The organism is Streptomyces sp. NPDC029044, from assembly GCF_040637495.1.
Taxonomy (GTDB): domain Bacteria; phylum Actinomycetota; class Actinomycetes; order Streptomycetales; family Streptomycetaceae; genus Streptomyces.
The window spans coordinates 1-24,386 of sequence record NZ_JBEZWN010000028.1; the positions used below are offsets into that span (position 1 = coordinate 1).

At 71.1% G+C, this 24,386-nt stretch carries 27 protein-coding genes; 13 read left to right on the forward strand and 14 right to left on the reverse strand.

Annotation, left to right across the window (positions count from 1 at the left end; all coding sequences use genetic code 11):
• A partial coding sequence (locus AB0E85_RS22190; protein ID WP_361929775.1) for a cbb3-type cytochrome c oxidase subunit I occupies positions 1 to 212 on the reverse strand: 212 nt, incomplete at its 3' end.
• Between the two features lie 105 nt (positions 213 to 317).
• Here AB0E85_RS22190 and AB0E85_RS22195 point away from each other — a divergent pair.
• The gene (locus tag AB0E85_RS22195) at positions 318 to 878 is read left to right on the forward strand and encodes a sigma-70 family RNA polymerase sigma factor (RefSeq protein ID WP_361929778.1); all 561 of its coding nucleotides are present in this window, start codon (positions 318 to 320) and stop codon (positions 876 to 878) included.
• Complete coding sequence (locus AB0E85_RS22200) at positions 871 to 1,944, forward strand: CU044_5270 family protein (protein ID WP_361929780.1); 1,074 nt, start codon at positions 871 to 873, stop codon at positions 1,942 to 1,944. Before AB0E85_RS22195 ends, AB0E85_RS22200 begins: the two co-directional genes overlap by 8 nt.
• Before the next feature lie 129 nt (positions 1,945 to 2,073).
• On the opposite strand, the gene AB0E85_RS22205 is transcribed toward AB0E85_RS22200, so the two are convergent.
• Entirely contained in the window at positions 2,074 to 2,436 is a 363-nt protein-coding gene (locus AB0E85_RS22205; protein ID WP_361929783.1) for a nuclear transport factor 2 family protein, read from the reverse strand.
• Positions 2,437 to 2,609: 173 nt separating this feature from the next.
• Here AB0E85_RS22205 and AB0E85_RS22210 point away from each other — a divergent pair, with 173 nt between their 5' ends.
• Positions 2,610 to 2,897 carry a hypothetical protein gene (locus AB0E85_RS22210; protein ID WP_361929786.1) on the forward strand — a complete coding sequence of 96 codons (288 nt, stop codon included), beginning with the start codon at positions 2,610 to 2,612 and terminating at the stop codon, positions 2,895 to 2,897.
• Between the two features lie 55 nt (positions 2,898 to 2,952).
• Here the strand turns inward: AB0E85_RS22210 and AB0E85_RS22215 are convergent, their stop codons facing one another.
• Complete coding sequence (locus AB0E85_RS22215) at positions 2,953 to 4,707, reverse strand: ABC transporter ATP-binding protein (RefSeq protein WP_361929788.1); 1,755 nt, start codon at positions 4,705 to 4,707, stop codon at positions 2,953 to 2,955.
• Between the two features lie 170 nt (positions 4,708 to 4,877).
• Between AB0E85_RS22215 and AB0E85_RS22220 the strand changes: the two genes are divergently transcribed.
• From AB0E85_RS22220 to AB0E85_RS22230, 3 genes are all read left to right on the forward strand, one after another.
• On the forward strand, positions 4,878 to 5,966 hold the full coding sequence (locus AB0E85_RS22220; RefSeq protein WP_361929791.1) for an S-(hydroxymethyl)mycothiol dehydrogenase: 1,089 nt from the start codon (positions 4,878 to 4,880) through the stop codon (positions 5,964 to 5,966).
• Entirely contained in the window at positions 5,966 to 6,595 is a 630-nt protein-coding gene (locus AB0E85_RS22225; RefSeq protein WP_361929794.1) for an MBL fold metallo-hydrolase, read from the forward strand. The genes AB0E85_RS22220 and AB0E85_RS22225 overlap by 1 nt, the downstream gene beginning before the upstream one ends.
• 90 nt (positions 6,596 to 6,685) lie before the next feature.
• Positions 6,686 to 7,600, forward strand: a complete 915-nt coding sequence (locus AB0E85_RS22230) for an SDR family oxidoreductase (protein ID WP_361929797.1) — start codon at positions 6,686 to 6,688, stop codon at positions 7,598 to 7,600.
• Between the two features lie 21 nt (positions 7,601 to 7,621).
• Here the strand turns inward: AB0E85_RS22230 and AB0E85_RS22235 are convergent, their stop codons facing one another.
• From AB0E85_RS22235 to AB0E85_RS22250, 4 genes are read right to left on the reverse strand one after another with little or no spacing between them, the layout of a single operon-like run.
• On the reverse strand, positions 7,622 to 8,344 hold the full coding sequence (locus tag AB0E85_RS22235) for a TetR/AcrR family transcriptional regulator (RefSeq protein ID WP_361929799.1): 723 nt from the start codon (positions 8,342 to 8,344) through the stop codon (positions 7,622 to 7,624).
• A gap of 33 nt (positions 8,345 to 8,377) precedes the next feature.
• Complete coding sequence (locus AB0E85_RS22240) at positions 8,378 to 9,001, reverse strand: class E sortase (protein WP_361929802.1); 624 nt, start codon at positions 8,999 to 9,001, stop codon at positions 8,378 to 8,380.
• Between the two features lie 57 nt (positions 9,002 to 9,058).
• Complete coding sequence (locus AB0E85_RS22245; protein ID WP_234850104.1) at positions 9,059 to 9,232, reverse strand: hypothetical protein; 174 nt, start codon at positions 9,230 to 9,232, stop codon at positions 9,059 to 9,061.
• Between the two features lie 57 nt (positions 9,233 to 9,289).
• Positions 9,290 to 10,387 carry a glycosyltransferase family 2 protein gene (locus AB0E85_RS22250; protein ID WP_361929805.1) on the reverse strand — a complete coding sequence of 366 codons (1,098 nt, stop codon included), beginning with the start codon at positions 10,385 to 10,387 and terminating at the stop codon, positions 9,290 to 9,292.
• Positions 10,388 to 10,626: 239 nt separating this feature from the next.
• On the opposite strand from AB0E85_RS22250, the gene AB0E85_RS22255 reads away from it, so the two are divergent.
• Complete coding sequence (locus AB0E85_RS22255; RefSeq protein WP_361929808.1) at positions 10,627 to 11,322, forward strand: L,D-transpeptidase; 696 nt, start codon at positions 10,627 to 10,629, stop codon at positions 11,320 to 11,322.
• Positions 11,323 to 11,356: 34 nt separating this feature from the next.
• On the opposite strand, the gene AB0E85_RS22260 is transcribed toward AB0E85_RS22255, so the two are convergent.
• The 4 genes from AB0E85_RS22260 to AB0E85_RS22275 are packed head-to-tail and all read right to left on the reverse strand — an operon-like array spanning position 11,357 to position 15,832.
• Positions 11,357 to 12,556: a Gfo/Idh/MocA family oxidoreductase gene (locus AB0E85_RS22260; RefSeq protein WP_361929811.1), complete on the reverse strand. Its 1,200-nt coding sequence runs from the start codon at positions 12,554 to 12,556 to the stop codon at positions 11,357 to 11,359.
• Between the two features lie 14 nt (positions 12,557 to 12,570).
• A complete protein-coding gene (locus tag AB0E85_RS22265) occupies positions 12,571 to 13,920 on the reverse strand; it encodes a sugar ABC transporter substrate-binding protein (protein ID WP_361929814.1) in 1,350 nt (449 codons plus the stop codon).
• 10 nt (positions 13,921 to 13,930) lie between these two features.
• Positions 13,931 to 14,848 carry a carbohydrate ABC transporter permease gene (locus tag AB0E85_RS22270; RefSeq protein ID WP_361929816.1) on the reverse strand — a complete coding sequence of 306 codons (918 nt, stop codon included), beginning with the start codon at positions 14,846 to 14,848 and terminating at the stop codon, positions 13,931 to 13,933.
• A gap of 18 nt (positions 14,849 to 14,866) precedes the next feature.
• A complete protein-coding gene (locus tag AB0E85_RS22275; RefSeq protein WP_361929819.1) occupies positions 14,867 to 15,832 on the reverse strand; it encodes a sugar ABC transporter permease in 966 nt (321 codons plus the stop codon).
• 170 nt (positions 15,833 to 16,002) lie between these two features.
• Here AB0E85_RS22275 and AB0E85_RS22280 point away from each other — a divergent pair, with 170 nt between their 5' ends.
• From AB0E85_RS22280 to AB0E85_RS22290, 3 genes are all read left to right on the forward strand, one after another.
• Positions 16,003 to 17,163 carry an ROK family transcriptional regulator gene (locus AB0E85_RS22280; protein ID WP_361929822.1) on the forward strand — a complete coding sequence of 387 codons (1,161 nt, stop codon included), beginning with the start codon at positions 16,003 to 16,005 and terminating at the stop codon, positions 17,161 to 17,163.
• 151 nt (positions 17,164 to 17,314) lie between these two features.
• On the forward strand, positions 17,315 to 17,500 hold the full coding sequence (locus tag AB0E85_RS22285) for a hypothetical protein (RefSeq protein ID WP_184563058.1): 186 nt from the start codon (positions 17,315 to 17,317) through the stop codon (positions 17,498 to 17,500).
• A gap of 56 nt (positions 17,501 to 17,556) precedes the next feature.
• Positions 17,557 to 18,381, forward strand: a complete 825-nt coding sequence (locus AB0E85_RS22290) for a DMT family transporter (RefSeq protein ID WP_361929825.1) — start codon at positions 17,557 to 17,559, stop codon at positions 18,379 to 18,381.
• A gap of 32 nt (positions 18,382 to 18,413) precedes the next feature.
• On the opposite strand, the gene AB0E85_RS22295 is transcribed toward AB0E85_RS22290, so the two are convergent.
• On the reverse strand, positions 18,414 to 19,760 hold the full coding sequence (locus AB0E85_RS22295) for a S1 family peptidase (RefSeq protein WP_361929828.1): 1,347 nt from the start codon (positions 19,758 to 19,760) through the stop codon (positions 18,414 to 18,416).
• A 122-nt stretch (positions 19,761 to 19,882) separates the two neighbouring features.
• Complete coding sequence (locus AB0E85_RS22300; protein ID WP_361929831.1) at positions 19,883 to 20,872, reverse strand: hypothetical protein; 990 nt, start codon at positions 20,870 to 20,872, stop codon at positions 19,883 to 19,885.
• Between the two features lie 24 nt (positions 20,873 to 20,896).
• Here AB0E85_RS22300 and AB0E85_RS22305 point away from each other — a divergent pair, with 24 nt between their 5' ends.
• The 3 genes from AB0E85_RS22305 to AB0E85_RS22315 all read left to right on the forward strand — a co-directional run bounded on the left by AB0E85_RS22305 (position 20,897) and on the right by AB0E85_RS22315 (position 23,888).
• Positions 20,897 to 22,075, forward strand: coding sequence for an aminotransferase class I/II-fold pyridoxal phosphate-dependent enzyme (locus AB0E85_RS22305; RefSeq protein WP_361929834.1), 1,179 nt, complete (start codon positions 20,897 to 20,899; stop codon positions 22,073 to 22,075).
• 30 nt (positions 22,076 to 22,105) lie between these two features.
• Positions 22,106 to 22,486, forward strand: coding sequence for a PPOX class F420-dependent oxidoreductase (locus AB0E85_RS22310; RefSeq protein WP_361929837.1), 381 nt, complete (start codon positions 22,106 to 22,108; stop codon positions 22,484 to 22,486).
• A 64-nt stretch (positions 22,487 to 22,550) separates the two neighbouring features.
• Positions 22,551 to 23,888: a Gfo/Idh/MocA family oxidoreductase gene (locus tag AB0E85_RS22315; RefSeq protein ID WP_361929839.1), complete on the forward strand. Its 1,338-nt coding sequence runs from the start codon at positions 22,551 to 22,553 to the stop codon at positions 23,886 to 23,888.
• Between the two features lie 7 nt (positions 23,889 to 23,895).
• On the opposite strand, the gene AB0E85_RS22320 is transcribed toward AB0E85_RS22315, so the two are convergent.
• Entirely contained in the window at positions 23,896 to 24,306 is a 411-nt protein-coding gene (locus AB0E85_RS22320) for a zinc ribbon domain-containing protein (protein ID WP_361929842.1), read from the reverse strand.
• Positions 24,307 to 24,386 lie beyond the last annotated feature (80 nt).

The window sequence follows — 24,386 nt, forward strand, 5'->3', positions numbered from 1 at the left end:
GTCGCGAACATCAGCAGCATGATCGTGCCGTGCATCGTGAACGCCTGGTTGAACTGCTCGTTCGACATGATCTGAAGACCGGGCCGGGCGAGCTCGGCGCGCATGAGCAGCGCCATGACGCCGCCGATGACGAAGAACGCGAACGACGTCACCAGATACAGCGTGCCGATCGTCTTGTGGTCGGTGGTCGTCAGCCACTTGAGGTGCCTCATGCCCCGCCTGTGTCCGAGCCCCGCCCGGACGTCACACTTCACCGACGCGACGAGAATCACGACAACGGGTGTGACGATCGAGAAGGTGCCGGACACGAACGGGACATGAGCAACGACGAGATCTTCGCCGCTGCCTACCGCGAGCACTACTGGGCGGTCAGCCGCTATGTCGCCCGGCGACTGGACGGGCGGACCGGCGACGTGGAAGAAGTGGTGGCGGAGGTGTTCACGGTGGCCTGGCGGCGCCGGGCCGACCTGCCGGCCGCCGCGCTGCCCTGGCTGTACGGCGTGGCACGCAACTGCCTGGCCAACGCGGTGCGCGGCCACGGCCGCCGCCGCAGGCTCGTCGACCGGCTCGGCAACGACGACACCGCGCACGGACGGCACATCGCGGCGGGCCCCGAGGCCGACACGCCCGGCGGCTGGGTGCACGAGGCACTCGCCCGGCTCTCCGGGGCCGACCAGGAGGTGCTGCGCCTGACGGCCTGGGAGGAACTCGGCATCGACGAGGTCGCCGTCGCCCTCGGCTGCGGCAGCCGGGCCGCGTCCATGCGACTGCACCGGGCCCGGCGCCGCCTCAGAGCCGAGATCGACCGCATGCGTCCCGAGCCCCCGAACGCCGAGCACTCCTGCATGACCGCCCCGAAGGAACACGGCCATGGCTGACGAACTCGAACTGCTGCGCAGCGCCGATCCCGTACCGGCCGACGGCCCCCACTTCGCCGACGGCCCTCTGGACCACAACGCCGAACGCCGGCTCGAACACCTGCTGCGCGACCCGGCGAACGGGCTCCCCGGTGGTCGACGCGACCGACGAGGCCTGGTCCGCGACCGTCGCGACCCCGAGGGCGGGCGCCCGGGCCACGTGCGCGACCTGCTGCTCCCGGGGCGCCGCCGGCTCCGCCTGGCCTGGGGTGTGGTCGCCACCGCCGTGGTCGCCGCCCTGACCCTCACCCTCCTGCTGAGCGGACCGAGCACCCCGCCCGCGGTCGCCGCGCCCCGACCGCTGGTGGTCGAGAGCGGCTCCACACCCGTGCCCCTGCACCGCATGGCCGAGCTGGCGTCGGCCGTGGCCGGGTCCGACGACGCGCCCCGCCTGCGCAAGGGCACGCACGTGCGGTCCTGGAGTCTCGGCATGTCCGAGGGCAAGCCCCCGATCACCCTGCCCGAGGAGCGCATCGTGCGCTGGCGGGCCGACGACAGCCACACCGAACTCGTCGTGGCCACGGACCCCGGGCACCCGGGCCGCCCGGTCCTCTCGGACGAGGGCGGCGAACCGCACCTCGTCGACGACGGTCACGTCCTCCTCGACCGGACCTACCCGCCGAGCTGGAGTGACGCCCCGCCCAAGTCGCCCCCGCCCCGCGACCCGGCCCGGCTGCGCGCCTACCTGATGGAGGCTCAGTACACCGACACCCCGCTGACCACGCCCGAGCTGCTCGACGCCATGGCGACGCTGCTCGACAACTGGACCCTCGGCGCACGCGAGAGTGCGGCGCTCACCCGGCTCCTCGCCGGTGCCGGGGGACTGCGGCCGGTCGGCCGGGTCACCGACCGGCTGGGCCGGGACGGCCAGGCCTACGTGAACGACAGCCGCGGAGTCCGCCGCATGCTGATCATGGACCCGGCCACCGGCGCCGTCCTCGGGCTGGAGAGCACCCTCACCGCACCGGATCCCGTGTACGGAGTCGAGGAGGGCGACGTCATGTCGTACAGCGCCTGGATGCGCTGATCACTCCTCGGCGACACCGAGTTGCCGGCCGGCGGCCACCACGGTCCGTTCCGGCAGCGTGGCGATGGCGATGGTCATCGGACCGACGCCGCGCGGCTTGAGGTCCTGGCCGGGGATGAGGGGCTCCTGCTACTCGTCCCAGGCCTGGACCAGCGTCTGCTCGGCGATCTTGCCGTCGCGCAGCCCGATCATGGACTCGGACAGTACGCGCACCCCGTCCGCGTACTGGCAGCTCTCGCTGTAGGCGGCCTCGTCACCCTCGATCACGCACCGCTCCAGCTTGTGCGACATGTCGCGGCTGTAGACATCGTCCAGCATCCGGCCGATCTCCTCCCGGCCGTGCAGGACCTTGGGGTGACTGGGCTGGGTCGTGCGGTCCACGATGCGCAGCTCCGCATCGTCGGCGTACAGGGAGAGCAGGATGTCCGGATCCCCTTCCACGCCTTGGCGCAGGGTGTCCCGGTCGAAGGCGGGGTCTGCCGCGGTTCCCATGATGACCTCCTTCGAAGGGCCGCGGCCCGGCGGACGCGGGCCGCGAAAGGCCTCTCCTGTCGAGCGTCCTCCCGCCCGGCGGGCTCGGCAAGCGCAGCCGGAACACTGGGCCTGACGGGTGAGCGATGCCGCCCGCCCGTGTCCGCCGGGGACCCGTTCGCGTTGCGACAGGCATGATCTCAACACGACGTATCGTCGCCGCCGTTGGTCTCGCCGCTGGGGTCACCGGCCTCGCCGCGCCGATGGCGACCGCGGCCGACGCGGAAGCGAAGAGCCCGCTCAGCCCGATGGCCACGCTCGACTCGCTGACCGTGAGCGACATTCCCGCCGCGCACAAGGACGAGATCCCGCGGCCCTCCTCGCAGCTGGCCGGGCTCAACCGCCTCAACGACCTCGACCAGCTGAACCAGGTCGTCGGTCTGGTCTCCCCGGTCTTCGGTTTCGTGCCGAACGTCCGCTGACCCCGAGCACGCCGAGGGCCGCCCGGAACCGGGCGGCCCTCACGCATGCCCGGGCTCAGCCCGCGGTGGCCAGGAACTGCGTCGCCGCCAGCTCCGCGTAGAGCGGATCGGCCCTCACGAGCTCTCGGTGCGTGCCGACGGCCCGCACCCGGCCCGCGTCCATCACCACGATCCGGTCGGCCATCGTCACCGTCGACAGCCGGTGCGCCACCACGAGGACCGTGGTCGTACGGGCCACGTCCGCGACGGTGTCGCGCAAGGCCGCCTCGTTCACCGCGTCCAGCTGTGAGGTCGCCTCGTCGAGCAGCAGCAGCCGCGGCCGGCGCAGCAGCGCGCGGGCGATGGCGACGCGCTGGCGCTCGCCGCCGGACAGCTTGGTGCCGCGGTGCCCGACCAGCGTGTCGAGGCCGCCGGGCAGCCGGGACACCAGGCCGTCGAGCCGGGTCGTCTTGAGCACCCGCGCGACGGCGTCCTCGTCGGCGTCCGGATTGCCCAGCAGCAGGTTGTCCCGCAGGGAGCCCGACAGGATCGGCGCGTCCTGCTCCACGTAGCCGATGGCGGCACGCAGCCGGGGCAGCTCCCACTCGTTCAGGTCCCGCCCGTCCACGGTGATCACACCGGACTCGGGGTCGTAGAACCGCTCGATCAGCGAGAACACGGTGGTCTTCCCGGCGCCGGACGGGCCGACGAACGCCGTCATGCCCTGGGCGGGCACCGTGAACGTCACTCCGTGGTGGACGTAGGGCAGGTCGTCGGCGTAGCGGAAGCGGACGTCGTCGAAGGCGAGAGCGGCGGGCTGCGCGCCGGGGGAGGGCAGCGGCGCGGCGTCGGCGGCCGGCTCGGCCGGCATGCGCAGCGCCTCCTCGATGCGGGTCAGGGCGGCGGCGCCCGTCTGGTACTGGGTGATGGCGCCGACGACCTGCTGGATCGGTGACATCAGGTAGAAGACGAACAGCAGGAACGCCACCAGGGTGCCCACGTCGATCGCGCCGGTCGCGACCCGTGCGCCGCCCACCGCGAGCACCGTGATGAAGGCGACCTGCATGGACAGTCCCGCCGTGTTGCCCGCGGCCGCCGACCACTTGGCGGCCCGTACGCTCTGCCGCCACGACTCCTGCGCCGCCTCGTGCAGCGTCCGCTCCTCCCGGTGCTCCGCGCCGGACGCCTTCACGGTGCGCAGGGCGCCGAGGATCCGCTCCAGCGAGGCACCCATGACCCCCACCGCGTCCTGCGCCTGCCGGCTCGCCTTGTTGATGCGCGGCACGATCACCCCGAGGATCACGCCCGCGCCCAGGATCACGGCCAGGGTGACGCCCAGCAGCACGGCGTCCACCAGTCCCATCATCACCACCGTGGCCATGAGCGTGAGCCCGCCGGTGCCCAGGCCGACCAGGGAGTCGGTGGTGACCGCGCGCAGCAGGGTGGTGTCGGAGGTGATGCGGGCCATCAGGTCCCCGGGTTCGCTGCGGTCCACGGCCGTGATCCGCAGCCGCAGCAGATACGACGACAGGGCGCGCCGCGCGCCGAGCACCACCGACTCGGCGGTGCGGGTCAGCACGTACGAACCCAGGGCGCCGACCGCCGCGTTGGCCACCACCAGGGCCGACATCGCCAGCAGGGCGCCGGTGATGGCCCGGTCGTGCGACAGGTCGTCGATCAGCTCCCGCGCGACCAGCGGCAGCAGTAGTCCGGTCGCCCCGGTGACCAGGGACAGCAGCGCGCCGGCGAACAGGGACCAGCGGTGCGGCCGTACGTATCCGAGGAGCTGACGCCACGCGGGGGCGACGGTCTCGGTCTCTGCGATGCTCACGGGGCTCCCTCGGCCTCGGCGGAGCGTTCAGGCTACGTCGCCGCCGACCCGCGCGGCCTGCCCTTTCGCGCCTTTGCGCGCGGTGCGGGGTGGCCGATCCGCGTCCCTTACCGATCAGTCGCGCGTAGGGTCGGAAGGGAACGGACCCGGCCGACGAAGGAGTCAGCACCATGGCGCAGGAAGTACGCGGCGTGATCGCCCCCGGCAAGGACGAGCCGGTGCGGATCGAGACGGTCCTGGTGCCCGACCCCGGCCCGGGCGAGGCGGTGGTACGGGTCCAGGCCTGCGGGGTGTGCCACACCGACCTGCACTACAAGCAGGGCGGCATCAACGACGAGTTCCCGTTCCTGCTGGGTCACGAGGCCGCCGGCGTGGTCGAGACGGTCGGCGCCGGCGTCACCGACGTCGAGCCCGGTGATTTCGTGATCCTCAACTGGCGTGCGGTGTGCGGGAAGTGCCGGGCCTGTCTGCGCGGGCGGCCCTGGTACTGCTTCGACACCCACAACGCGCAGCAGAGGATGACCCTCGCGTCGACCGGCCAGGAGCTCTCCCCGGCCCTCGGCATCGGCGCCTTCGCCGAGAAGACGCTGGTCGCGGCCGGCCAGTGCACCAAGGTCGACCCGCGGGTGGCCCCGCAGGTGGCCGGGCTGCTGGGCTGCGGTGTGATGGCCGGCATCGGCGCCGCGATCAACACCGGGAACGTAGGCCGGGGCGACTCGGTCGCCGTGATCGGCTGCGGCGGAGTCGGCGACGCGGCGATCGCCGGATCGCACCTGGCCGGAGCGGCGACGATCATCGCCGTCGACATCGACGACCGCAAGCTGGAGACCGCCCGCTCCATGGGTGCCACCCACACCGTCAACTCGCGCGAGAGCGACCCGGTCGAGGCGATCCGCGAGCTCACCGGCGGCTTCGGCGCCGACGTCGTCATCGAGGCCGTCGGCCGCCCCGAGACGTACAAGCAGGCCTTCTACGCCCGTGACCTCGCCGGCACGGTCGTCCTCGTCGGTGTCCCCACCCCCGAGATGAAGCTCGACCTGCCGCTGCTCGACGTCTTCGGCCGCGGCGGCGTGCTGAAGTCGAGCTGGTACGGCGACTGCCTGCCCTCCCGTGACTTCCCCATGCTGATCGACCTGCATCTTCAGGGCCGTCTGGACCTCGGCGCGTTCGTCACGGAGACGATTCAACTCGACGAGGTGGAGAAGGCGTTCGAGCGGATGCACCACGGCGACGTGCTGCGCTCGGTGGTGGTGCTGTGATGACGACCCGCATCGAACACCTCGTCACCTCCGGGCAGTTCAGCCTCGACGGCGGCACCTGGGACGTCGACAACAACGTGTGGATCGTCGGCGACGACCACGAGGCGATCGTCATCGACGCCGCCCACGACGCCGACGCCATCGCCGAAGCCGTCGGGGACCGCAGGCTCACGGCCATCGTGTGCACCCACGCCCACAACGACCACATCGACGCCGCCCCCGCCCTCGCCGAGCGCACCGGCGCCACCATCTGGCTGCACCACGACGACCTGCCGCTGTGGAAGCAGACCCACCCGGACCGCGAGCCGGACGCCTGGCTCGTCGACGGCCAGACGATCGAGGCCGGCGGCGCCGACCTCAGGGTCCTGCACACCCCGGGGCACGCGCCCGGCGCGGTCTGCCTCTACGACCCGGGACTCGGCACCGTCTTCACCGGCGACACCCTCTTCCAGGGCGGCCCCGGCGCCACCGGCCGCTCCTTCTCGCACTTCCCGACGATCATCGACTCGATCCGCGACCGGCTGCTCACCCTGCCGCCCGGGACGACGGTCCGCACCGGCCACGGTGACTCCACGACCATCGGCGCGGAGGCCCCGCACCTGGCCGAATGGATCGCCCGGGGCCACTGATCGCGTGTCGCCCGTAAAAGGCGACAGAAGATGTCCGGCTTACCCGCCACCCTGGAGACGACAAGCAGCCACGGTCACAGGAGGTCGGACATGTCAGCTCCGTTGCAGGGCAAGGTCGCACTGGTCGCCGGTGCGACCCGGGGCGCCGGGCGGGGTATCGCCGTCGAACTCGGCGCGGCCGGCGCCACGGTCTACGTCACCGGCCGCACCACCCGCGCCCGCCGCTCCGAGTACGACCGGCCCGAGACCATCGAGGACACCGCCGACCTGGTCACCGCAGCCGGCGGCCGGGGCATCGCCGTTCCCACCGACCACCTCGACCCGGCGCAGGTTCGTGTGCTCGTGGACCGGATCGCGGACGAACAGGGCCGCCTCGACGTCCTCGTCAACGACATCTGGGGCGGCGAGAAGCTCTTCGAGTGGGAGTCACCTCTCTGGGAGCACGACCTCGGCAAGGGCCTGCACCTGCTCCGGCTCGCCGTCGAGACACACACCGTCACCAGCCACCACGCCCTGCCCCTGCTGCTGCGCAACCCCGGCGGCCTGGTCATCGAGGTCACCGACGGCACCGCCGACTACAACGGCGAGAACTACCGCGTGAACTTCTTCTACGACCTCGCCAAGGCCTCCGTGCTGCGCATGGCCTTCGCCCTCGGTCACGAACTCGGCCCGCGCGGCGCCACCGCCGTCGCCCTCACCCCGGGCTGGCTGCGCTCGGAGATCATGCTGGACGGCTACGGGGTGAGCGAGGAGAACTGGCGCGACGCACTGGAACGCGTCCCGCACTTCGCCATCTCGGAGACCCCGCACTACGTGGGCCGGGCCGTGGCGGCACTCGCCGCCGACGCGGACGTGGCGCGCTGGAACGGGCAGTCGTTGTCCAGCGGCGGCCTCGCTCAGGTGTACGGCTTCACCGACCTCGACGGCAGCCGCCCGGACGCCTGGCGTTACCTCGTGGAGGTGCAGGACGCGGGCAAGCCCGCGGACGTCACCGGATACCGGTGAGGCGGACGCGCCGCCGGACCGTCACAGGCCCCTCTCGACGAAGCGGTCCAGCAGCGCGTCCAGCCCGGCCGCCAGGCCCTCCGGGCCGCCCCGCTCGGCCAGGGCGGGTGCGGTGGCGCGCAGCCTCGGCAGCTCCTCCGCCGGCATGCGGTACAGACCGAGCCGGAACGCGGGGTCCGGCTCCCGGGGGTTGTCCACCACGGCCCGCAGTTCCACGGACACGTACCCGAGGACCCAGGCGGTGAAGGCGCGCAGGACCGGGGCGGAACGGTTCTCTTCCCAGCCGGCGTCCCAGAGCGCGCCGAGCACCCTTTCGTGATCCCTGAGGACCGCCGGCGCCCTGCGCGCCAGCGGCACCTCGGTGAAACGCGTGAAGATCAGGGATGCACCCTCCGGGTGGTCGAGGCAGACCTGATAGGTGGTCCGGGCGATGCGATGCAGTTCGGCCCGCCACCGGGGGCTCCCGGCCTCAGCGGCCGTCTCCGGGGCGGGCGTGCGGGCCAGCCGGTCCTCCAGTTGCAGGAACAGGGCCTCCACCACGCCGTCCAGCAGCGCGGTCTTGCCCGGCGCGTAGCGGTACAGGGACATGGCCTCCACACCGAGCTCGGCTCCCAGCCGGCGCATGGTCAGTGCCGGAAGGCCTTCGCGGTCGACGAGGTCCAGGGCCGCGGCGAGGACCCGCTCGCGGCTGAGCCTGCCGGGACGTCCGTCCTCGTCACCGCCCGGCCCCGCGCCGTCCACCATCACCTGCCTCCTTCGCGGAGATGCCGCGCGCTGTCACGGTGCTTCCCGTTCACCCCACACCACGAACCGGTGGACGTACGTGCCGTCCCAGCCGCGGTCCGTACACGTGATGAGGGTGATCCGGGCCTTGTCGGGCCGCGTCCCCGGCTTGCCGGGAACGGGCAGGAGGACACCGACGTCCGAGGGCTCCACGACCTTGCTGTGGGTGACCCGGTACGTGTAGGTCGCCCGCTTCCACTCGACGTCGATCGTGTCGCCCTTCCTCAGCTCCGGGAGCCGGTTGAAGGGCTGACCCCACCCCGTCCGATGACCCGCGACCGCGAAGTTGCCCGTCTCGCCCGGCAGTGCCGACTCCGGGAAGTGCCCTGGGCCCTTTTCGAGGGCCTGCCGGGAGACGCCCTCGACGATCACCGGGGCGAACTCCGCTCCGAACCGCGGAACGCGCAGTACGGCGAAGGCCTCGCCCGCGCGCGGACCGGGTACATCCTCACGGGCCTGCCGCGGTGCGGAGGCCGGCTGCCGGAGGTCTTCGCGCAGTACCTGCTGCGCACGGTCGTAGGCGTCGTCGGCCTGACGGTCGTGAAAGAGCCTGAGGCCGCCCAAGGCCAGTCCGGCGAGAATCAGGCCGATGCTCAGTAGGCGGATCGCCCTTCTCATTCCGGACCTCCCGCAGTGCGGTGGGGCCACTTCCGTGGCCCCACCTCGGCGACCTTGTCAGGCGTCGTCTCCGGCCTTGCGCGGGATCAGCCGCAGCGCGGCGCATCCCGCCGAGACCAGAACGAAGACGACGATCCAGAACCAGACACTTCCGGGACCTCCGGTGACCGGCAGCAGCCCGGCCCCGGTGGTTCCGCCGGCTGTGGTGCCGGCGCCAACATAGTTCGCCATGATCTTTTCCTTTCTGGGCGCGTATGTCGTTGTGCGAGGCTTCGTGTGGGTCGGGTGTCACCAGGTGCGGTCCCTGCGCAGGGCCGCGTCCGCGAGCGCGCGCAGGTGGACGCCCTGGAGGAAGAGGTCGTAGCACCATTCGGGCAGGACCAGCATCGAGGCGATCGACACCCGCCAGCCGCGTGATTTCACGGTGATCGCCCGCTCGATGGCGTAGAACGCCGTGAAGGCGATCCAGAACGGGGCGATCCTCAGCCCCGCGCCGACGGCGAGGTACCAGATGACGAAGCCGACGTAGGCGGCCGACACGGATGCTCCGAGGAAGGCCACGACCTGTCTGGCCCAGCCTTCGGCGGTGTACCGGGTGACGCCGTAGTCGATCAGGTTCTCCAGCGCGCCGCGCTTCCAGCGGAGCCGCTGTCGGGCGAGGGCTCTCCAGGTCTCCATGACTTCCGTGGTCATCGTGGCCCGCGTCGGGGCGACGATGCGGTGGTGGAGGTGCTTCAGGGCCAGCGTGAGTTCGTTGTCCTCGGTCAGCGCCTTCGTGTCGTAGACCCCTTCGGCCGGCGGGAGCCGCCCCGATGCCCGGGCGTCGAGGACGTCCCTGAGGGCTCCGGCCCGGAAGAGGCAGGCGGTGCCGGTCAGGCACAGCACCTTGCCCCTCTTCCGTGCCGTGTCCCGGGCGTACCGGGCGAACTCGTTGCGCTGGAAGGCGCCGCACAGTCTGCCCCCGGAGCGGCCGCGGAAGTTCCCGCCGACAGCGCCGTAGCCCTGGCCCATCTTCCGGCGGGTCACCTCGATGAAGTGCGGATCGAGATACGTGTCGGCGTCCTGGACGAGGATCCCGTCCTGGTCGGAGACGTCCGGCAGCAGTCTGTTCAGGGCCCCGTTCAGGTTGCCGGCCTTCTTGTGCCGGTTGCCGGCCGAGTGCCAGACCTCGGCCCCGGCTGCGCGGGCGATCCCTTCCAGCCGGGCCGTCCGGTCGCTCTCCCGGTGCGGATCGAGCGTCACGATGACGCGGTCCGCGGGATGCGTCTGCCTGCGCAGGGCCTCCAGCACCTGCGGGAGCGAATCCACTTCCTTGTAGGCGGGCACGAGCACGATCACCCGAGGGGAGCGCTGGTCAGCTGATGCGGGTGAGGACGTCTCGATCATCACGTGCTCCGTGCGGCGGGAGGAAGAACTGTCCCATGTCCGTAAGCTTACGCTGTATGCCTATATGTGCAACTTACGGCGTCGGTTTCGCCTGTATGCGGCTGCGCACCCGCCCGGGCCGCTCCATGAGGAATGTCACTGTTCCGTCGCAGCCCCGCCGACCGCACAACCGGAAGCGTCCTCGGGCCGTCTAGCTGGCAGACATCGCACACCGCTTTCGCGAAAGGGCATGACCAGCCATGGGGGACGTACGCAGACGGAGCGCCGTCGCACTGGGGATCACCGGTCTGGTGGCACCGCTCACGCTCGCACTCGGCGCCGCACCGGCGCAGGCCGCGAGCTGCACCACGCAGGCCGGCCCGTACCAGAAGAAGGTCGAGAAGTTCCTCGGCCGGCCGGTCGACGGCAAGCAGTCCGCCGCCGACTGCAAGGCCATCCAGGCCTTCCAGACCAAGCACGGCATTTCACCGAACATCGGCTACGCGGGATCCGTCACCTGGGGCGTGATGGACCTGATGCAGAAGCAGAAGGCCGTCGGGTCGAACCCCAACAAGGACGGCAAGTGCCCGGTGAACAAGGGCCGGATCGCCTGTGTGAACCTCACGCTCCAGCTGAGCTGGATCCAGGACGGCAAGAAGCTCGTCTACGGACCCGTGCCGGTCCGCACCGGCCGCAACGGCGACGAGACCCGCACCGGCCTGAAGAAGATCTACTGGCGCAACATCGACCACGTCTCGTCCATCTACGACGTGCCGATGCCCTACGCCCAGTTCTTCGACGGCGGCCAGGCCTTCCACCAGGCGAACGTCAGCATGTGGAACCCGCCCGGCTCGCGCGGCTGCGTCAACATGACCAAGACCGACGCCAAGAAGTACTGGTCGCTGCTGAAGAAGGGCGACGACGTCTTCGTCTACGGCCGCAAGCCGGGCACCTGATACCAGGCACCCGGCTCGCGTCCGGCGGTGTCCCCTACTGGGGCGCGTCCCCGAAGTCCGGGATCTCCAGCCTGACCCCGCCCTGCCGCGCCGACTCGTGCGCGATGATGCCCGGCAGGGTGTAGCGGGCGGCCACCCAGGCGTTGACCGACGGCAGCGTGCGGTCGTTGACGGCGGTCACGAAGTCGTCCACCAGGAAGTGGTGGCTGCCCTCGTGACCGTTGTGCAGGCTGTCGAACTCCCTGGGCAGCCGCGCCCGGTCGTGCACGGGCGCCGAACCGGAAGTGAAGGCGGCCCGCAGCTCCGGCGCGATGTGCTGGAGCGAGGGGTCGTCGGGCGCCATGGTGGGCTTGGGCTCCAGCAGTTCGCTGATGTCCTTCACCCCTTGCTTGTCCTGCCACAGGGCGACCGTGGCGAGCTGCTCCATGCTCGCCTCGGTACCGAAGAAGCGGAAGCGCGACTCCCGTATGTGCGAGGGGTAGCCGACTCGCCGGAACTCGTTCGTGCGGAACGAACCACCGCCCGCCACCTCGAACAGCGCGGTGGCGTTGGAGACGTCGTTGCCGAACTGGCTGACGTCCTTGTCGAAGACGCCGTCGCCCCGGTCGTCGACGACACCGATCGCGGACACGCTCACCGCGTGCGTCTTCCAGGCGCCCAGCACCCCGCCGACCGCGTGCGTCGGGTACAGCAGCGGGGGATAGCTGGCGGTCGCCTTCCAGTTCTCGCCGCCGCTGTACTGGTAGGCCTCGTAGAACCCGAGGTCCATGTCGTGGACGTAGTCGCCCTCGGCGTAGAAGAGCCGCCCGAAGGCGCCCTCGGCGATCTGGTTGCGGGCGTGGACCGTGGCCGGGTTGTACTCGCTGGTCTCGCCCATCATGTAGGTCAGCCCGGTGGCCTTGACCGCGTCGATGATCGCGGCGATCTCCTCCGCGCTGATCGCCATCGGGACGGCGGAGTACACGTGCTTGCCGGCGTTCAGGCCCTGGAGCACCAGCGGTCCGTGCGTCCAGCGCTGGGTGAAGATCGCGACGGCGTCGACGTCCTCCGACTCCAGCATGGCCTGGTAGGACGGGAAGGTGCCCGCCAGCCCCTGGGCGGAGGCGAGTTGTGCGGCCCGCTCGGGCAGCAGGTCGGTGACGTAGACGTCGCCGACGCCGGGGTGGGCCTGGAACAGGGTGGCGAACTGGCCCGAGAACTGTCCGGCGCCGACGATGCCGATGGAGAACGTCATGGAGCGCGTGCCCTTCACTGGGAGAGGATGAGGTTGATCTGGTCATTGGTCTGATCGAGGCTGCTCACGGGCTTGCCGTTGCCGTAGATGTCTTCCATCGCGGGCTGCATGAGCGCGGTCATGTCCGCCGAGTAGCTGGCGATCGGGTACGAGAAGGTCCGGGCATGCTTCTTGTCGGCCACGGGTTCGGTGAACGACGAGACGTCGATGCCCTTCTTCCGGTACGCGGCGACAGCGGCCTCGGTCCCGGCCGGCGTGGCGGGGAAGACGACGCCGTACCTGCCGACGACGGTCTGGCACTGGTCCGAGGCCAGGTACGCCACCCACTTCTTGGCGCCCGCCTTGTTCTTGGAGGCCTTCGTGACGGAATCGGCGAGACCGTTCATCATGGTGGCGCGCTTGCCGGTCGGGCCCACCGGGGTCGGGGCGGTCCTCATGTCCTTGCCCTTGAAGCCCGCGTAGGTGGAGATCATCCAGGCCCCGTCGAACGCGGTGGCCGCCTTGCCGGCCGCCACCTGGGTGTTCGCCTGGTTGGACTGGATGTTGTAGTCGGACAGCGGTGGCATGTAGCCCTTCTTCGCCAGGCCGAAGTACCACTGGATGACGGACTGGAAGGTCTTGCTGTCGTACTGGTACTTCGTGCCCCAGCGCGGCTTGTCCAGGTAGCTCCAGCCGGCGGAGGCGGCGAAGTTGCTCCACTGGGTCTGGCCGTCGCCGAAGCCGCCGCCGTTGCTGGCCATGCCGTAGACCTTGACGTTGTTCTTGTCGAAGCCCGGTTCGTCGCCCCGCTTGCCGTTCCTGTCGACGGTGAGGTGGGCGATGGCCTTCTCGAACGTGCCGCCGTCCTCCGGGTTCCAGGACAGGTCGTTCAGCTGCTCGGCGGTGAGGCCGGCGTCCTTCGTCATCCTGGAGTTGTAGAACAGCGCGACCGTGTCCCAGTCCTTCGGGGCGCCGTAGCGGTGGCCGTCCTTGCCGATCCAGTTGGCGGCGAGACCCGGCTGGTAGCGGGAGTCCTCGATGCCGAGGTCGTCGAGCGGTTCGAGGACCTTCAGGTCGGCGAACTGGCCGAAGTTCTGGATGTGGTCGGTGAACACGTCCGGCTGGGTGCCCGCGATGAACCCGGCGGTGAGCTTGGTCCAGTAGTCGCTCCACCCCAACTGGGTGATCTTCACCTTCAGTCCGGGGTTCTCCTTCTCGAACCCCTTGGCGCAGGCCTGGTAGGCGGGCAGCTGGTTGGCGTCCCACAGCCAGTACGTGACGGTGTTCGCGGACGATCCGGCGGCGCCTCCCTGAGCGCATCCGCTGACCAGGGACAGCGCCAGCGCTCCGGTCACCGCGACGAGCGGACGAAGTCGAATTCGCATCACAGTCCCCTTACTTGATCCCGGTGAAGCCGATGGAGCTGACGATGCGGCGGGCGAAGCAGGCGAACAGCACCAGCATCGGCAGCGCGGCGATCAGCGTCGCGGCCATGAGCCCGGACCAGTCGACACCGGTCGCCGGGGTCTGCGCCCGGAAGACCGCCAGTGCCACGGTCAGCACGCGCGAGCTGTCGCTGTAGGAGACCATCAGCGGCCAGAAGTAGTCGTTCCAGGAGGTGATGTACGTCAGCACGGCCAGCGTGATGATCGGCGTGGACGCCATCGGCAGGACCACCCGGAAGAAGATCTTGATCTTCCCGGCGCCGTCGAGCAGCGCGGCCTCCTCGACCTCCTTGGGGATGTTCATGAAGAACTGCCGCAGGAAGAACACCGCGAACGGCGTCATGAACATGGTGGGCAGCGCGATGCCGAGGAGCGTGTCGATCAGGTGCAGCTGCTTGATGAGCACGAAGTTCGGCAGCAGTGTGAAGATGGCCGGCACCATCATCCCGGCGAGGAACAGCCCGAACACCTTGTCCCGGCCCCGCCAGCGCAGCCGCGAGAAGGCGTACGCGGCCATCGCCGAGAAGAAGATCTGGCATCCGGTGATCAGGGTCGAGACCAGCACCGAGTTGAGCAGGTAGCGCCAGAAGTCCAGTCCGCCGCCCGCGCCGCCCTGCGCGACGGCCTCCTCGGCCGACTGGAGGCCCAGGGCCCGTTCGAAGCCGCTGGTGGTGAGGTCCACCGGCAGGGGATTGGTGGGGTCGGCGTTCAGGCCCGCGTTGGTGGACAGCGCGGTGCGCAGGATCCAGTAGAACGGCAGCAGGGTGATGAGGACGATCAGTCCCATCACGGTCCAGGCGGCGGCCCGCCCGAAGGGGAACCTGCGCTGTCGCAGGGTGGTCGGTGTCGTTGTCGTCACGGCAGCCATGGCGGTGTCTCCCTTCCGTCAGCCGAGGTCGGTCCGGCCGGCCCGGGTGAGCCGGTACTGGAGGACGGTGATCGCGCTCAGCACGACCAGCAGGGCGACGGACATGGCCGAGGCGTAGCCGAACTGGAAGCGGCCGAAGGCCGAGCCGTAGATGTAGTACTGAAGGACGTTGGTGGCGTTCGCCGGACCGCCCGCGGTGGTCACGGCGACGGTGTCGAACACCTGGAAGGACCCGATCACCGTCATGATCAGCACGACCGCGAGCACCGGACGCAGCAAGGGCATGGTGATCCGCCAGAACATCCGCCACTCGCTCGCCCCGTCCACCCGGGCCGCCTCGTACATGTCGTTCGGGATGGCCTGGAGGCCGGCGAACAGCAGCAGGGCGGTGTACCCCACGTGCCGCCACACGTTGATGAGCGCGATCGTCGGGATCGCCCAGGTCTCGTCGGCGAGGAAGGGGATGCGGTCCACCCCGAGGCCGCTGATGATCTCGTTGCCGATGCCGAGCTGGGTGTCGAGCATCCACAGCCAGACCAGACCGGCGACGACGTTCGACATCAGATACGGCGTCAGCACGATCCCGCGCAGCATCGCCGACTGTGTCAGCCGCTGGAGCAGGACGGCCATCGCCAGTGCCGCCACCGTCTGGACGCCGATGTTGATGACGACGTACTCGACGGTGACCCACAGGGAGTCCCAGAAGATGGGGTCGTTGACCATGCGGACGTAGTTGTCCAGGCCCACCCACTCCGCCGGCGTCAGCAGGTTGAAGCGGGTGAAGCTCAGGTAGATGCCCCGCAGGGTCGGCCAGAGCAGGAAGACCAGGAAGCCGAGCAGGGCCGGCGCGATGAAGAGCGCGGCCAGCCGGCCGTCCCCCCGGTCCTCGCCGGACACCCCCTGCCGCGTCCCGGTCGTGCTGCTGGCCTCCGCCGCGCCGCCCGTGGGCAGACGTGATGGAGGACTGCTGGAGGCGATGGTCATCGGAGACTCCCTCGCTGCGGCGGCTCGTCCTCTGGCGGGACTTACTTTTGGTGCGAAACAATTGCTGCGTCAAGGGGCCTGCAAACATCTTTTCCCAGGAACCGACATCGACATAGAGTGGTCGTGTTGGTTTCGGTGTGAAAAAAATGGGCGAGAGGAGTCGGACCTACATGACCGAAGGCACCGCCGGCTGGCTGCCGCTGAGCGCTGGGGAGCGCTCCGTGGCGATCGAAGTGCTCGTCCACGGCCCGCTCTCGCGCACGGAACTCGCCCGCAGGCTGGGTCTGTCGGCCGGCAGTCTCACCCGGCTGACCAAGCCGCTGACCGAGTCGGGTCTGCTCGTCGAGGTGCCCGAGGCCGACGCGCCTGCGGAGTCGCGCCAGGGCCGCCCCTCCCAGCCGCTGGATGTCGTCGCCGACTCGGGCTTCTTCCTCGGCTTCAAGATCACCGAGGACATGGTCTACGGCGTCGTGACCACGCTGCGCAGCCATATCGTCGCCCGCCTCGACCGCCCGCTCACCACCCACGACCCCGCCGAAGTGGCCGACGTGCTGGCCCGGATGACCGGCGAACTGGCCACGGATCACCCCCGCCTCGCCGGGATCGGCATCGGGGTCGGCGGGTTCGTCCAGGACCGCGCCGTGGTCGGCGAGTCCCCCTTCCTGCTGTGGCGGGACGTCCCGCTGGCCGACCTGGTCGAGCAGCGCACCGGGCTGCCGGTGGTCGTCGAGAACGACGTCGCCGCCCTGGTCGAGGCCGAGACCTGGTTCGGCGCCGGACGCGGCCTGGAGCGCTTCGTCGTCCTCACCATCGGCGCCGGCCTCGGCTACGGGCTCGTGCTGGGCGGCAGGCGGGTGCCCTTCGCGGAGGAGGACCGCGGCTTCGGCCGGCACTGGATCGTCGACTCCAGCGGTCCGCTCACCCCGGACGGCAGGCGCGGCAGCGCCGTTTCGCTGCTGACCATCCCCAGCATCCGCTACCAGATCCGGGCCGCGACCGGCGGCGACCACACCTACGACGAGATCCTCGCCCTGGCCGCCGCGGGGGACCCGATGCCCGCCCGGGTCGTCGACGAGGCCGCGCGCGCCCTGGGCACGCTCGTCGCGCAGATCTCCAACTTCGTGATGCCGCAGAAGATCCTGCTCGCGGGGGAGGGGGTCGGGCTGATGGACGTGGCCGGGAAGACGGTCGAGGAGACGATCCGTGAGCACCGTCACCCGCTGGCCGCCCCGGTCGGTCTGGAGACGAAGGTGTCCGACTTCCACGACTGGGCCCGCGGTGCGGCCGTGTTGGCCATCAAGGTGCTGGTGCTGGGATCGGCCGAAGCGTGAACGACGGCGAACTTCCCGGTGCCGAAAGGTACTCACAGGCGGCTGATGTGAACAGCCTCACGTTTACCGGGAGATGGACGTGATCAGCAACACTGTCCGAAATGCCCGTTTAGCTCGTGATTACTCACATTGCCTTCACGTCCGGCGACGTATGCTTCACAGCATGTCCACCACTGTTGAACCATCATCCGAGCGATCGGCTGACGAGGTCAACGAGGAGATCCGTGCGCTGTGGCGCCGGTCGGGCGGGACACTGAGCGTCGAGCAGCGCGAGGAGTACCAGCGGCTCGTCCTGGAGTGGGCCGCCGCGGCCCCGCAGCCGGCTCCCGCGGCCTGACCATCGTCCCGGCGCGCTGACGCATCGGACCCTCGTCGAAGGGCACCCCTGATCCAATGGGTGCCCTTCTCGCACTTTCCTCGGCCGTCGTCTACGGCATCGTCGACTTCACGGGCGGTCTGCTGTCCCGGCGGGTGCATCACACCGCCGTCACCTTCCTCGGCCAGCTGGGCGGGCTGCTGCTCGCCTGCGCCGCCGCGCTCCTCCTGCCCGCCGACGCCGTCCACCCCGCCGACCTGCTGTGGGGAGCGCTGTCCGGCGTCGGGAGCGGCGCGGCCATGTGGTTCCTCAACCGCGGGCTGAGCAGGGGGGACATGACCGTCGTGGTGCCGGTGAGTGCCGTCACCGGGGTCGCGCTGTCGGTGCTGTGCGGGGTGCTCGTCCTCGGAGACCGTCCGGGCGCCGTCGCCTGGCTGGGCATCGCCGTCACGGTGCCCGCGTTGTGGCTCGTGGCCGGAGGCAAGGGCGCCGTGGGCCAGGGCACGGCGGACGGACTCGTCGCCAGCGCGGGCGTCGCCGTGCAGTACCTCGCCCTCGCCCAGGCCGGTGCGGGAAGCGGGCTGTGGCCCGTCGCCGCGGGCCGGGTCGCCGCGGTACTCGTCCTGCTGCCGAACGCCGCACGGCACGCCCGACGCCTGAGGCTGCCGCCGGACCGCTGCGTCCAGGCCGCCCTCGTCGGGGCCGGTGCGGCCCTCGGCCTTGTGCTGTATCTGCTCGCCGCCCAGCGGCAGTTGCTGGCCGTCGCCGTGGTCCTGGCCTCCCTGTACCCGGCCCTCCCCGTGCTGCTGGGCCTCGCCCTGCTGCACGAGCGGATCAGCCGCCGTCAGGTGGTGGGGCTGCTGGGGTCGGGGCTCGCGACCGTCCTGCTCACCCTGGGCTGACGGGCCCGTCCCAGGGCGGCCGGCCACCCGCCTCATCCCCAAGTGGCCGAGTAGTACTGCCGGTACGCCTTGCGGTCCTGCTCCGCGCGGATCCACCGGGTCGCCACCAGCGCCACGAGGCTGCCCGCGATGACGAGCATGCCGGGGCCCACATTGCGCGGGTCGGTGAGGCGGGTCAGCAGCGTCGACACGTCCGTGCCCGTGATCGGCGCCGACGAACCGGGCGAGGCCGCACCCGGCGAGGCCGACGGAGCGGGTGCGGCGCCCGTGCCACCGGACGACTTCGCCACGATGAGCTTGACGCCGAGCTCGGTCAGCGCCTTCGTCACCGGCTGGAAGAACGTCGTGCCGCCCGCCTTGCAGTCCCCGCTGCCGCCCGAGGTCAGGCCGATCGCGATGCCGTCGGCGAACATCGGCCCTCCGCTGTCACCGGGTTCGGCGCACACGTTCGTCTCGATCAGGCCGGTGACCGTGCCCTCGGGGTAGTTGACCGTCGCGTTGAGCGCCGTCACCTCTCCCTCGCGCAGTCCGCTGGTGCTGCCGCTGCGGAAGATCTTCTGCCCGACCTCGGCATCGGCGACGCCCGTGATCCGCACGCCCTTGCCGTCACCGACCGCCACCACGTCCGCGCCCTTGCCCGCACGGCCGCCGTCGTACTTCACCAGGGAGTAGTCGTCGCCGGGGAAGCTCCCCCGGAGTGACGTGCCGACCTGCTGCCGGCCCCGGTCGTCGGCGAACCAGACGGAGCCGTCGGGCCCGCAGTGCCCCGCCGTGAGAATGAAGTCGCTCTTGCCGTCGGTCACGTTGAACCCCGCCGAACAACGTCCGGCGGTCGACAGGATGGGCTGCGCGCCGTTGAGCCGGGTCGTGAACGTGCCCTCGGTGCGCTCCATCCGCACGAAGGAGCCGATGCCCTCGGCGACCTCGGTCATCCGGGACCAGGCGGAGGCGGAGACGGTGCTGTCACCGCGCACCACCACCTGGTTGTTCTTGTAGTCCAGGGCCCACGAGGTCCCTGCCACCCGCGGAGCCGAACGCAAGGTCGCCGCAGCGGACTTGAGGTCGCTCATGCTGTGACGGACCATCTTGGCCTGCGCGCCGGCGCGCTTCACCTCGGCGGCCGCCTTCTCGTCCGTCACGGCGACGACCGGCCGCCCGGCGGAGTCGATCCAGCTGCCCGCCGTGCGCGCGTTCCCGAGCCGGGACACGAGGTCGGTGCCCTCGCCCGTCGCCGGCGGCGCCGTGAACGGGACGCCGATGACCGGGGCCGACGGCTCGCTCGCCACTGCGGTGGTGACCATCGCTCCTCCGAGGAGGAGTCCGCCGACTGCCGCCAGCCGTGTCACTCGCCGGACGACCCGTCGTCGTGCGTGCCTCATGCATGGCTCCCGAACCAGAACATCACGATGCGAACACCGCAGGGCACTCCTTGAGTTGAGTGCCCTTCATCCATACGGGGCGGAGCCGTGCCGTGTTCAGCGCACCGGTGATCTCTTCGGCGTCAGCCGGTGACCGGGGCCGCGAGCAGGGCTCCGCTGCGCGCGTCGCCCCACACCGAGTCCGGATCGACGTAGGGCCGCAGCAGCGCGGTGAGCGCCGGGTCCCCGCGGCCGTTCAGCTCGTCGGAGGCGATCTTGCGGGCGATCCCGGCGAGGAAATCCGCCACCTGCACCCGCTCGTCGTCCCGCGCCACGACGAGCCGCAGCCCGGCCAGGCCGACACCGGCCCGCCGGGCCGTGCCCTCGATCCATGCGATGCGATCCGGCGTCAGCATGTTCTGCCGGTCGTGCACGAGGTGGACCGGCCGCCCGCTCCCGCTCCAGAGCGCGGCCGTCCGCACGATCGCCGGGAGCAGCGGGTTGAGCAGCGGTATCAGGGGCGGCCCGGCCAGGAACCCGTCCCGGTACGCCCGCGCGCGGGGCCGGGTCACGGCGAGCCGCTCCAGGATCCGTGCCGCGTCCGTCCCCGGATGCGCCCGGAGCAGGGTGCCGACGGTGCCGTAGAAGGCGTCGACCGGGTCCCCGTCGTGTCGGACCCGCAGCAACTGGTTGGCCGCCGCCAGGAACGCCCGCCAGCCGTCCTCCCCGAAGACCGGGCGCCCCACGCGGAACAGGACGGCCGCCTCGGCCGCGTCGTCCAGCAGCAGGCCGAGGGTCCGGTCCACCACGAAGTACGTCTTCTCCATGAGGTGCACCCGCGCCCGCCCGTGGATCGGGCCGTCCGGCGCGAGGAGCCACTCCAGCACCGCGCGGTGCTTCTCCCGCAGCAGGTGGTTCGCCTTGTACTCCTCGGCCGGCGACCGGATCCGGTCCCGGATCTCCCCCACCGTCGCCGCGGCCGACGCCATGGACAGCGAGACCCCGGCGTGCGCGAACACGTCCGTGTTGCCGCCGGTGAGGTTCTCACCGTCCGACCCCGACTCGTCGCAGGCGATCTCCAGCGACGCGCCCACCGCCCCGCCGAACTCGCCGTTCGCACGATTCCCGCTCACCGCACAGCCCCCTATCGTGTGCCCATGACCAGGATCCCGCACGAGACGTCCGGTGAACCGAATCCCCTGCAAGTCCTCACTCTCGACCGCCTCCGGCAGCGCACCAGCATAAAGTGGCGCACCTACCCGGACGACGTGCTGCCGCTGTGGGTGGCCGAGATGGACGTGCCGCTCGCCGAGCCCGTGGTGCGCGCCGTCACCGAAGCGCTCCACCTCGGCGACACGGGCTACCCGGCAGGCACCGCCTACGCGGAGGCCCTGGCCGCCTTCGCCGCGAAGCGGTGGGACTGGGAGGGGCTTGCCGTGGAGCGCACCGCGATCGTGCCCGACGTCATGCTGGGTGTCGTCGAGATGCTCAAACTCGTCACCGGCCCCGGTGACACGGTGGTCGTGAACCCGCCCGTGTACCCGCCGTTCTACCTGTTCGTGGAGCACATGGACCGGCGGGTGGCCGAGGCCCCGCTCGGGGCGGACGGGCGCATCGACCTGGAGGTCCTGGAAGCGTCCTTCCGGCAGGCCGTGGCGGACGGGCGGCGAGCCGCCCATCTGCTGTGCAACCCCCACAACCCGACCGGCACCGTGCACACGGAAGAGGAACTGTCCGCCGTAGCGGGCCTCGCCGAGCGGTACGGCGTGCGCGTCGTCGCCGACGAGATCCACGCCCCGCTCGTGCTGGACGGCGCCGGCTTCGTGCCGTATCTGAGCGTGCCGGGCGCCGAGCGCGGCCTGTCCCTGATGTCGGCCTCCAAGGGCTGGAACCTGCCCGGGCTCAAGGCCGCCCTCGCGGTCGCCGGGCCCGGGGCCGCCGCCGACCTGGACCGCATGCCGTCGGAGGTGGGGCACGGCCCCAGCCACGTCGCCGTCATCGCCCACACCGCCGCCCTGCGCGACGGTGTCACCTGGCTGGACGCCCTGCTGACAGGCCTCGACGGCAACCGGCGGCTGCTCGCCGACCTGCTCGCCGAGCACCTGCCCGCGGTCCGTTACCGCCCGGGCGACGCCACCTACCTGGCCTGGCTCGACTGCCGTGCCCTCGGGCTCGGCGACGACCCGGCCGACGTCTTCCTGCACCGCGGCCGTGTCGCCCTCAGCTCCGGCCTTCCCTTCGGCACGGGCGGCACCGGCCACGTACGCCTCAACCTGGCGGCCTCCCAGGAGGTGCTCACCGAGGCGGTGCGCAGGATGGCGGCGGCACTGCTCTGAACCCGGGGACACGCTCGTAGACTTCCGGGCATGGACGACAGAACGCTGGACGAACTCGGCGCGGGCAAGTACCTGCTGGTCACCAGCTACCGCAGGAACGGCACGCCGGTCGCCACCCCGGTCTGGGTGGTCCGCGACGGGGAGGCGCTCGGCGTGTGGACGTCCGCCGACTCCTGGAAGGTGAAGCGGATCCGCAACCGCGCCGACGTGCTGGTCGGCCCGTGCGACCTGCGCGGCAACCCCACCGGCGACCAGGTGCCCGCGACGGCGGAGATCTGCGACGCGGCCACCAGCGGCCGCTACCGGCAGCTGATCGGCCGCAAGTACGGCCTCACGGGCCGGCTGACCCTGCTCGGCAGCCGGCTGCGCCGGGGCGTGGACGGCACGGTGGGCATCCGCATCACCCCCTGAGGTCCGGCAAGCGCTATCGGCCGGACGGGAGTGGGGACCCCGTCCGCGGGAAAGGGCACCTGCCATGAGCCGAACTCCCGTCCTGCGCGCAGCCGTCGTCGGCACCGGCCACCGGGCCCAGCTGTTCACCCGCGGCCTCGCCGAACGCCCCGGCCATGTCGTGGCCGCGCTGTGCGACCCCAGCCCGACCCGGATGGCCTTCCACAACCGGCTGCTGGCCGAGACCGGCGCACCGGCCGCCACCGCGTGGGAGCCCGACCGGTTCACCGACCTGCTCGCCGAGGAGGGCATCGACGAGGTCGTCGTCACCACGGTCGACTCCGAGCACGACCGCTACATCGTCCCGGCACTGAAGGCGGGCTGCCGGGTGGTCACCGAGAAGCCGATGACCGTCGACGCCGGGCGCTGCGCCCGCATCCTCGACGCCGTCCGCGAGACCGGCAACTCCCTGACGGTCGCCTTCAACTACCGCTTCAACCCCGTGCACGAGGCGGTCCGTGAACTGCTCGCCGACGGCGCGATCGGCGAGGTGCTGTCGGTCCACTTCGAGTGGCTGCTCGACGTACGGCACGGCGCCGACTACTTCCGCCGCTGGCACCGCGAGAAGCGGCACAGCGGTGGCCTGATGGTGCACAAGTCCTCGCACCACTTCGACCTGGTGAACTGGTGGCTCGCCGACGAGCCCCGGGAGGCCTTCGGCTACGGCCGGCTCGGCTTCTACGGCCGTGAGGCGGGGGAGCGGCACGGCCTGCGCCGGGACTACGACCGCGCCCACGGCGCCGAGCCGGCCGCCGACGACCCCTTCGCCCTGGATCTCGCGGCCGACGACACCCTGCGCGCCCTCTACCTGGACGCCGAACGCGACGACGGCTACCTGCGCGACCGCAACGTCTTCGACGGGCCGGTCACCATCGAGGACGACATGTCCGTCCTGGTGCGCTACGCGCGCGGCGCGACGATGACGTACCACCTGACCGCCTACTCCCCCTGGGAGGGCTACCGGGTGATGTTCAACGGCAGCGCGGGCCGGCTGGAACTGGAGGTGGAGGAGAGCCGCTGGCAGCCGCCGCTGCGCCGGATCACCTCGGCGGTGGGAGCGGTGCACGGCGACACGGCGGCCGAGCACGCGGGCGGCGCCCGTCTCACCCTGCGCCCGCTGTGGCGGCCCCCGGTGGAGGTGCCACTCGCGGTCGCCCACGAAGCCCACGGCGGCGGTGACCCCCGCATGCTCGACGCGCTGTTCGGGCCCGTCTGCCCCAGCCACCCGGCGGACCCCGGTGCCGCGGCCCGTACCACGGCCACCGAGCGCGACGGGGCGCTCGCCCTCGCGGTGGGACTGGCGGCGAACCGGAGCTTCGAGACGGGACGGCCCGTGCGCACCGACGAGCTGATCGCGGGCTGAGGGCGCGTCAGCTCCAGGCCCGGTACGGCTCGTCCAAGAGCTGGAAGACCGGCTCGCCCCGTACCGGGTCCTTGGCCGTGGACAGCCGCACCCGGTCCCCGCTGTGGATGCCGATCGGCGGGCCCATCACCCGGCCACGAACGACGAACCCCTCGGACATCTCCACCTGCGAGACGTTGCGCGCCGCGGGGGTGTTGCGGTGCACCACCGTGGAGTGGCGGACGGTGCCCGTGCCCTCGGCGCGCTCCGTGCGCAGCTCGCTGCCCCGGCAGACCGGACACAGCAGCCGGTGGTACATGGCGGTGCCGCACCAGGTGCAGCGCTGGAAGAGGATGGCCTCTTGGTTCTGGCCCCTCGGGTCGAGCAGACCCGTCGCGGAGCCGGCTGCCTGCTGAGCGACGCTCCCTGAGTGGTACACGCTGGTCAACTCCCTGCACTCGGCCGGAATCCGCGCACGCGATCACCCGCGCACACGTGTGCGCGGTTCGCCGTGCCACC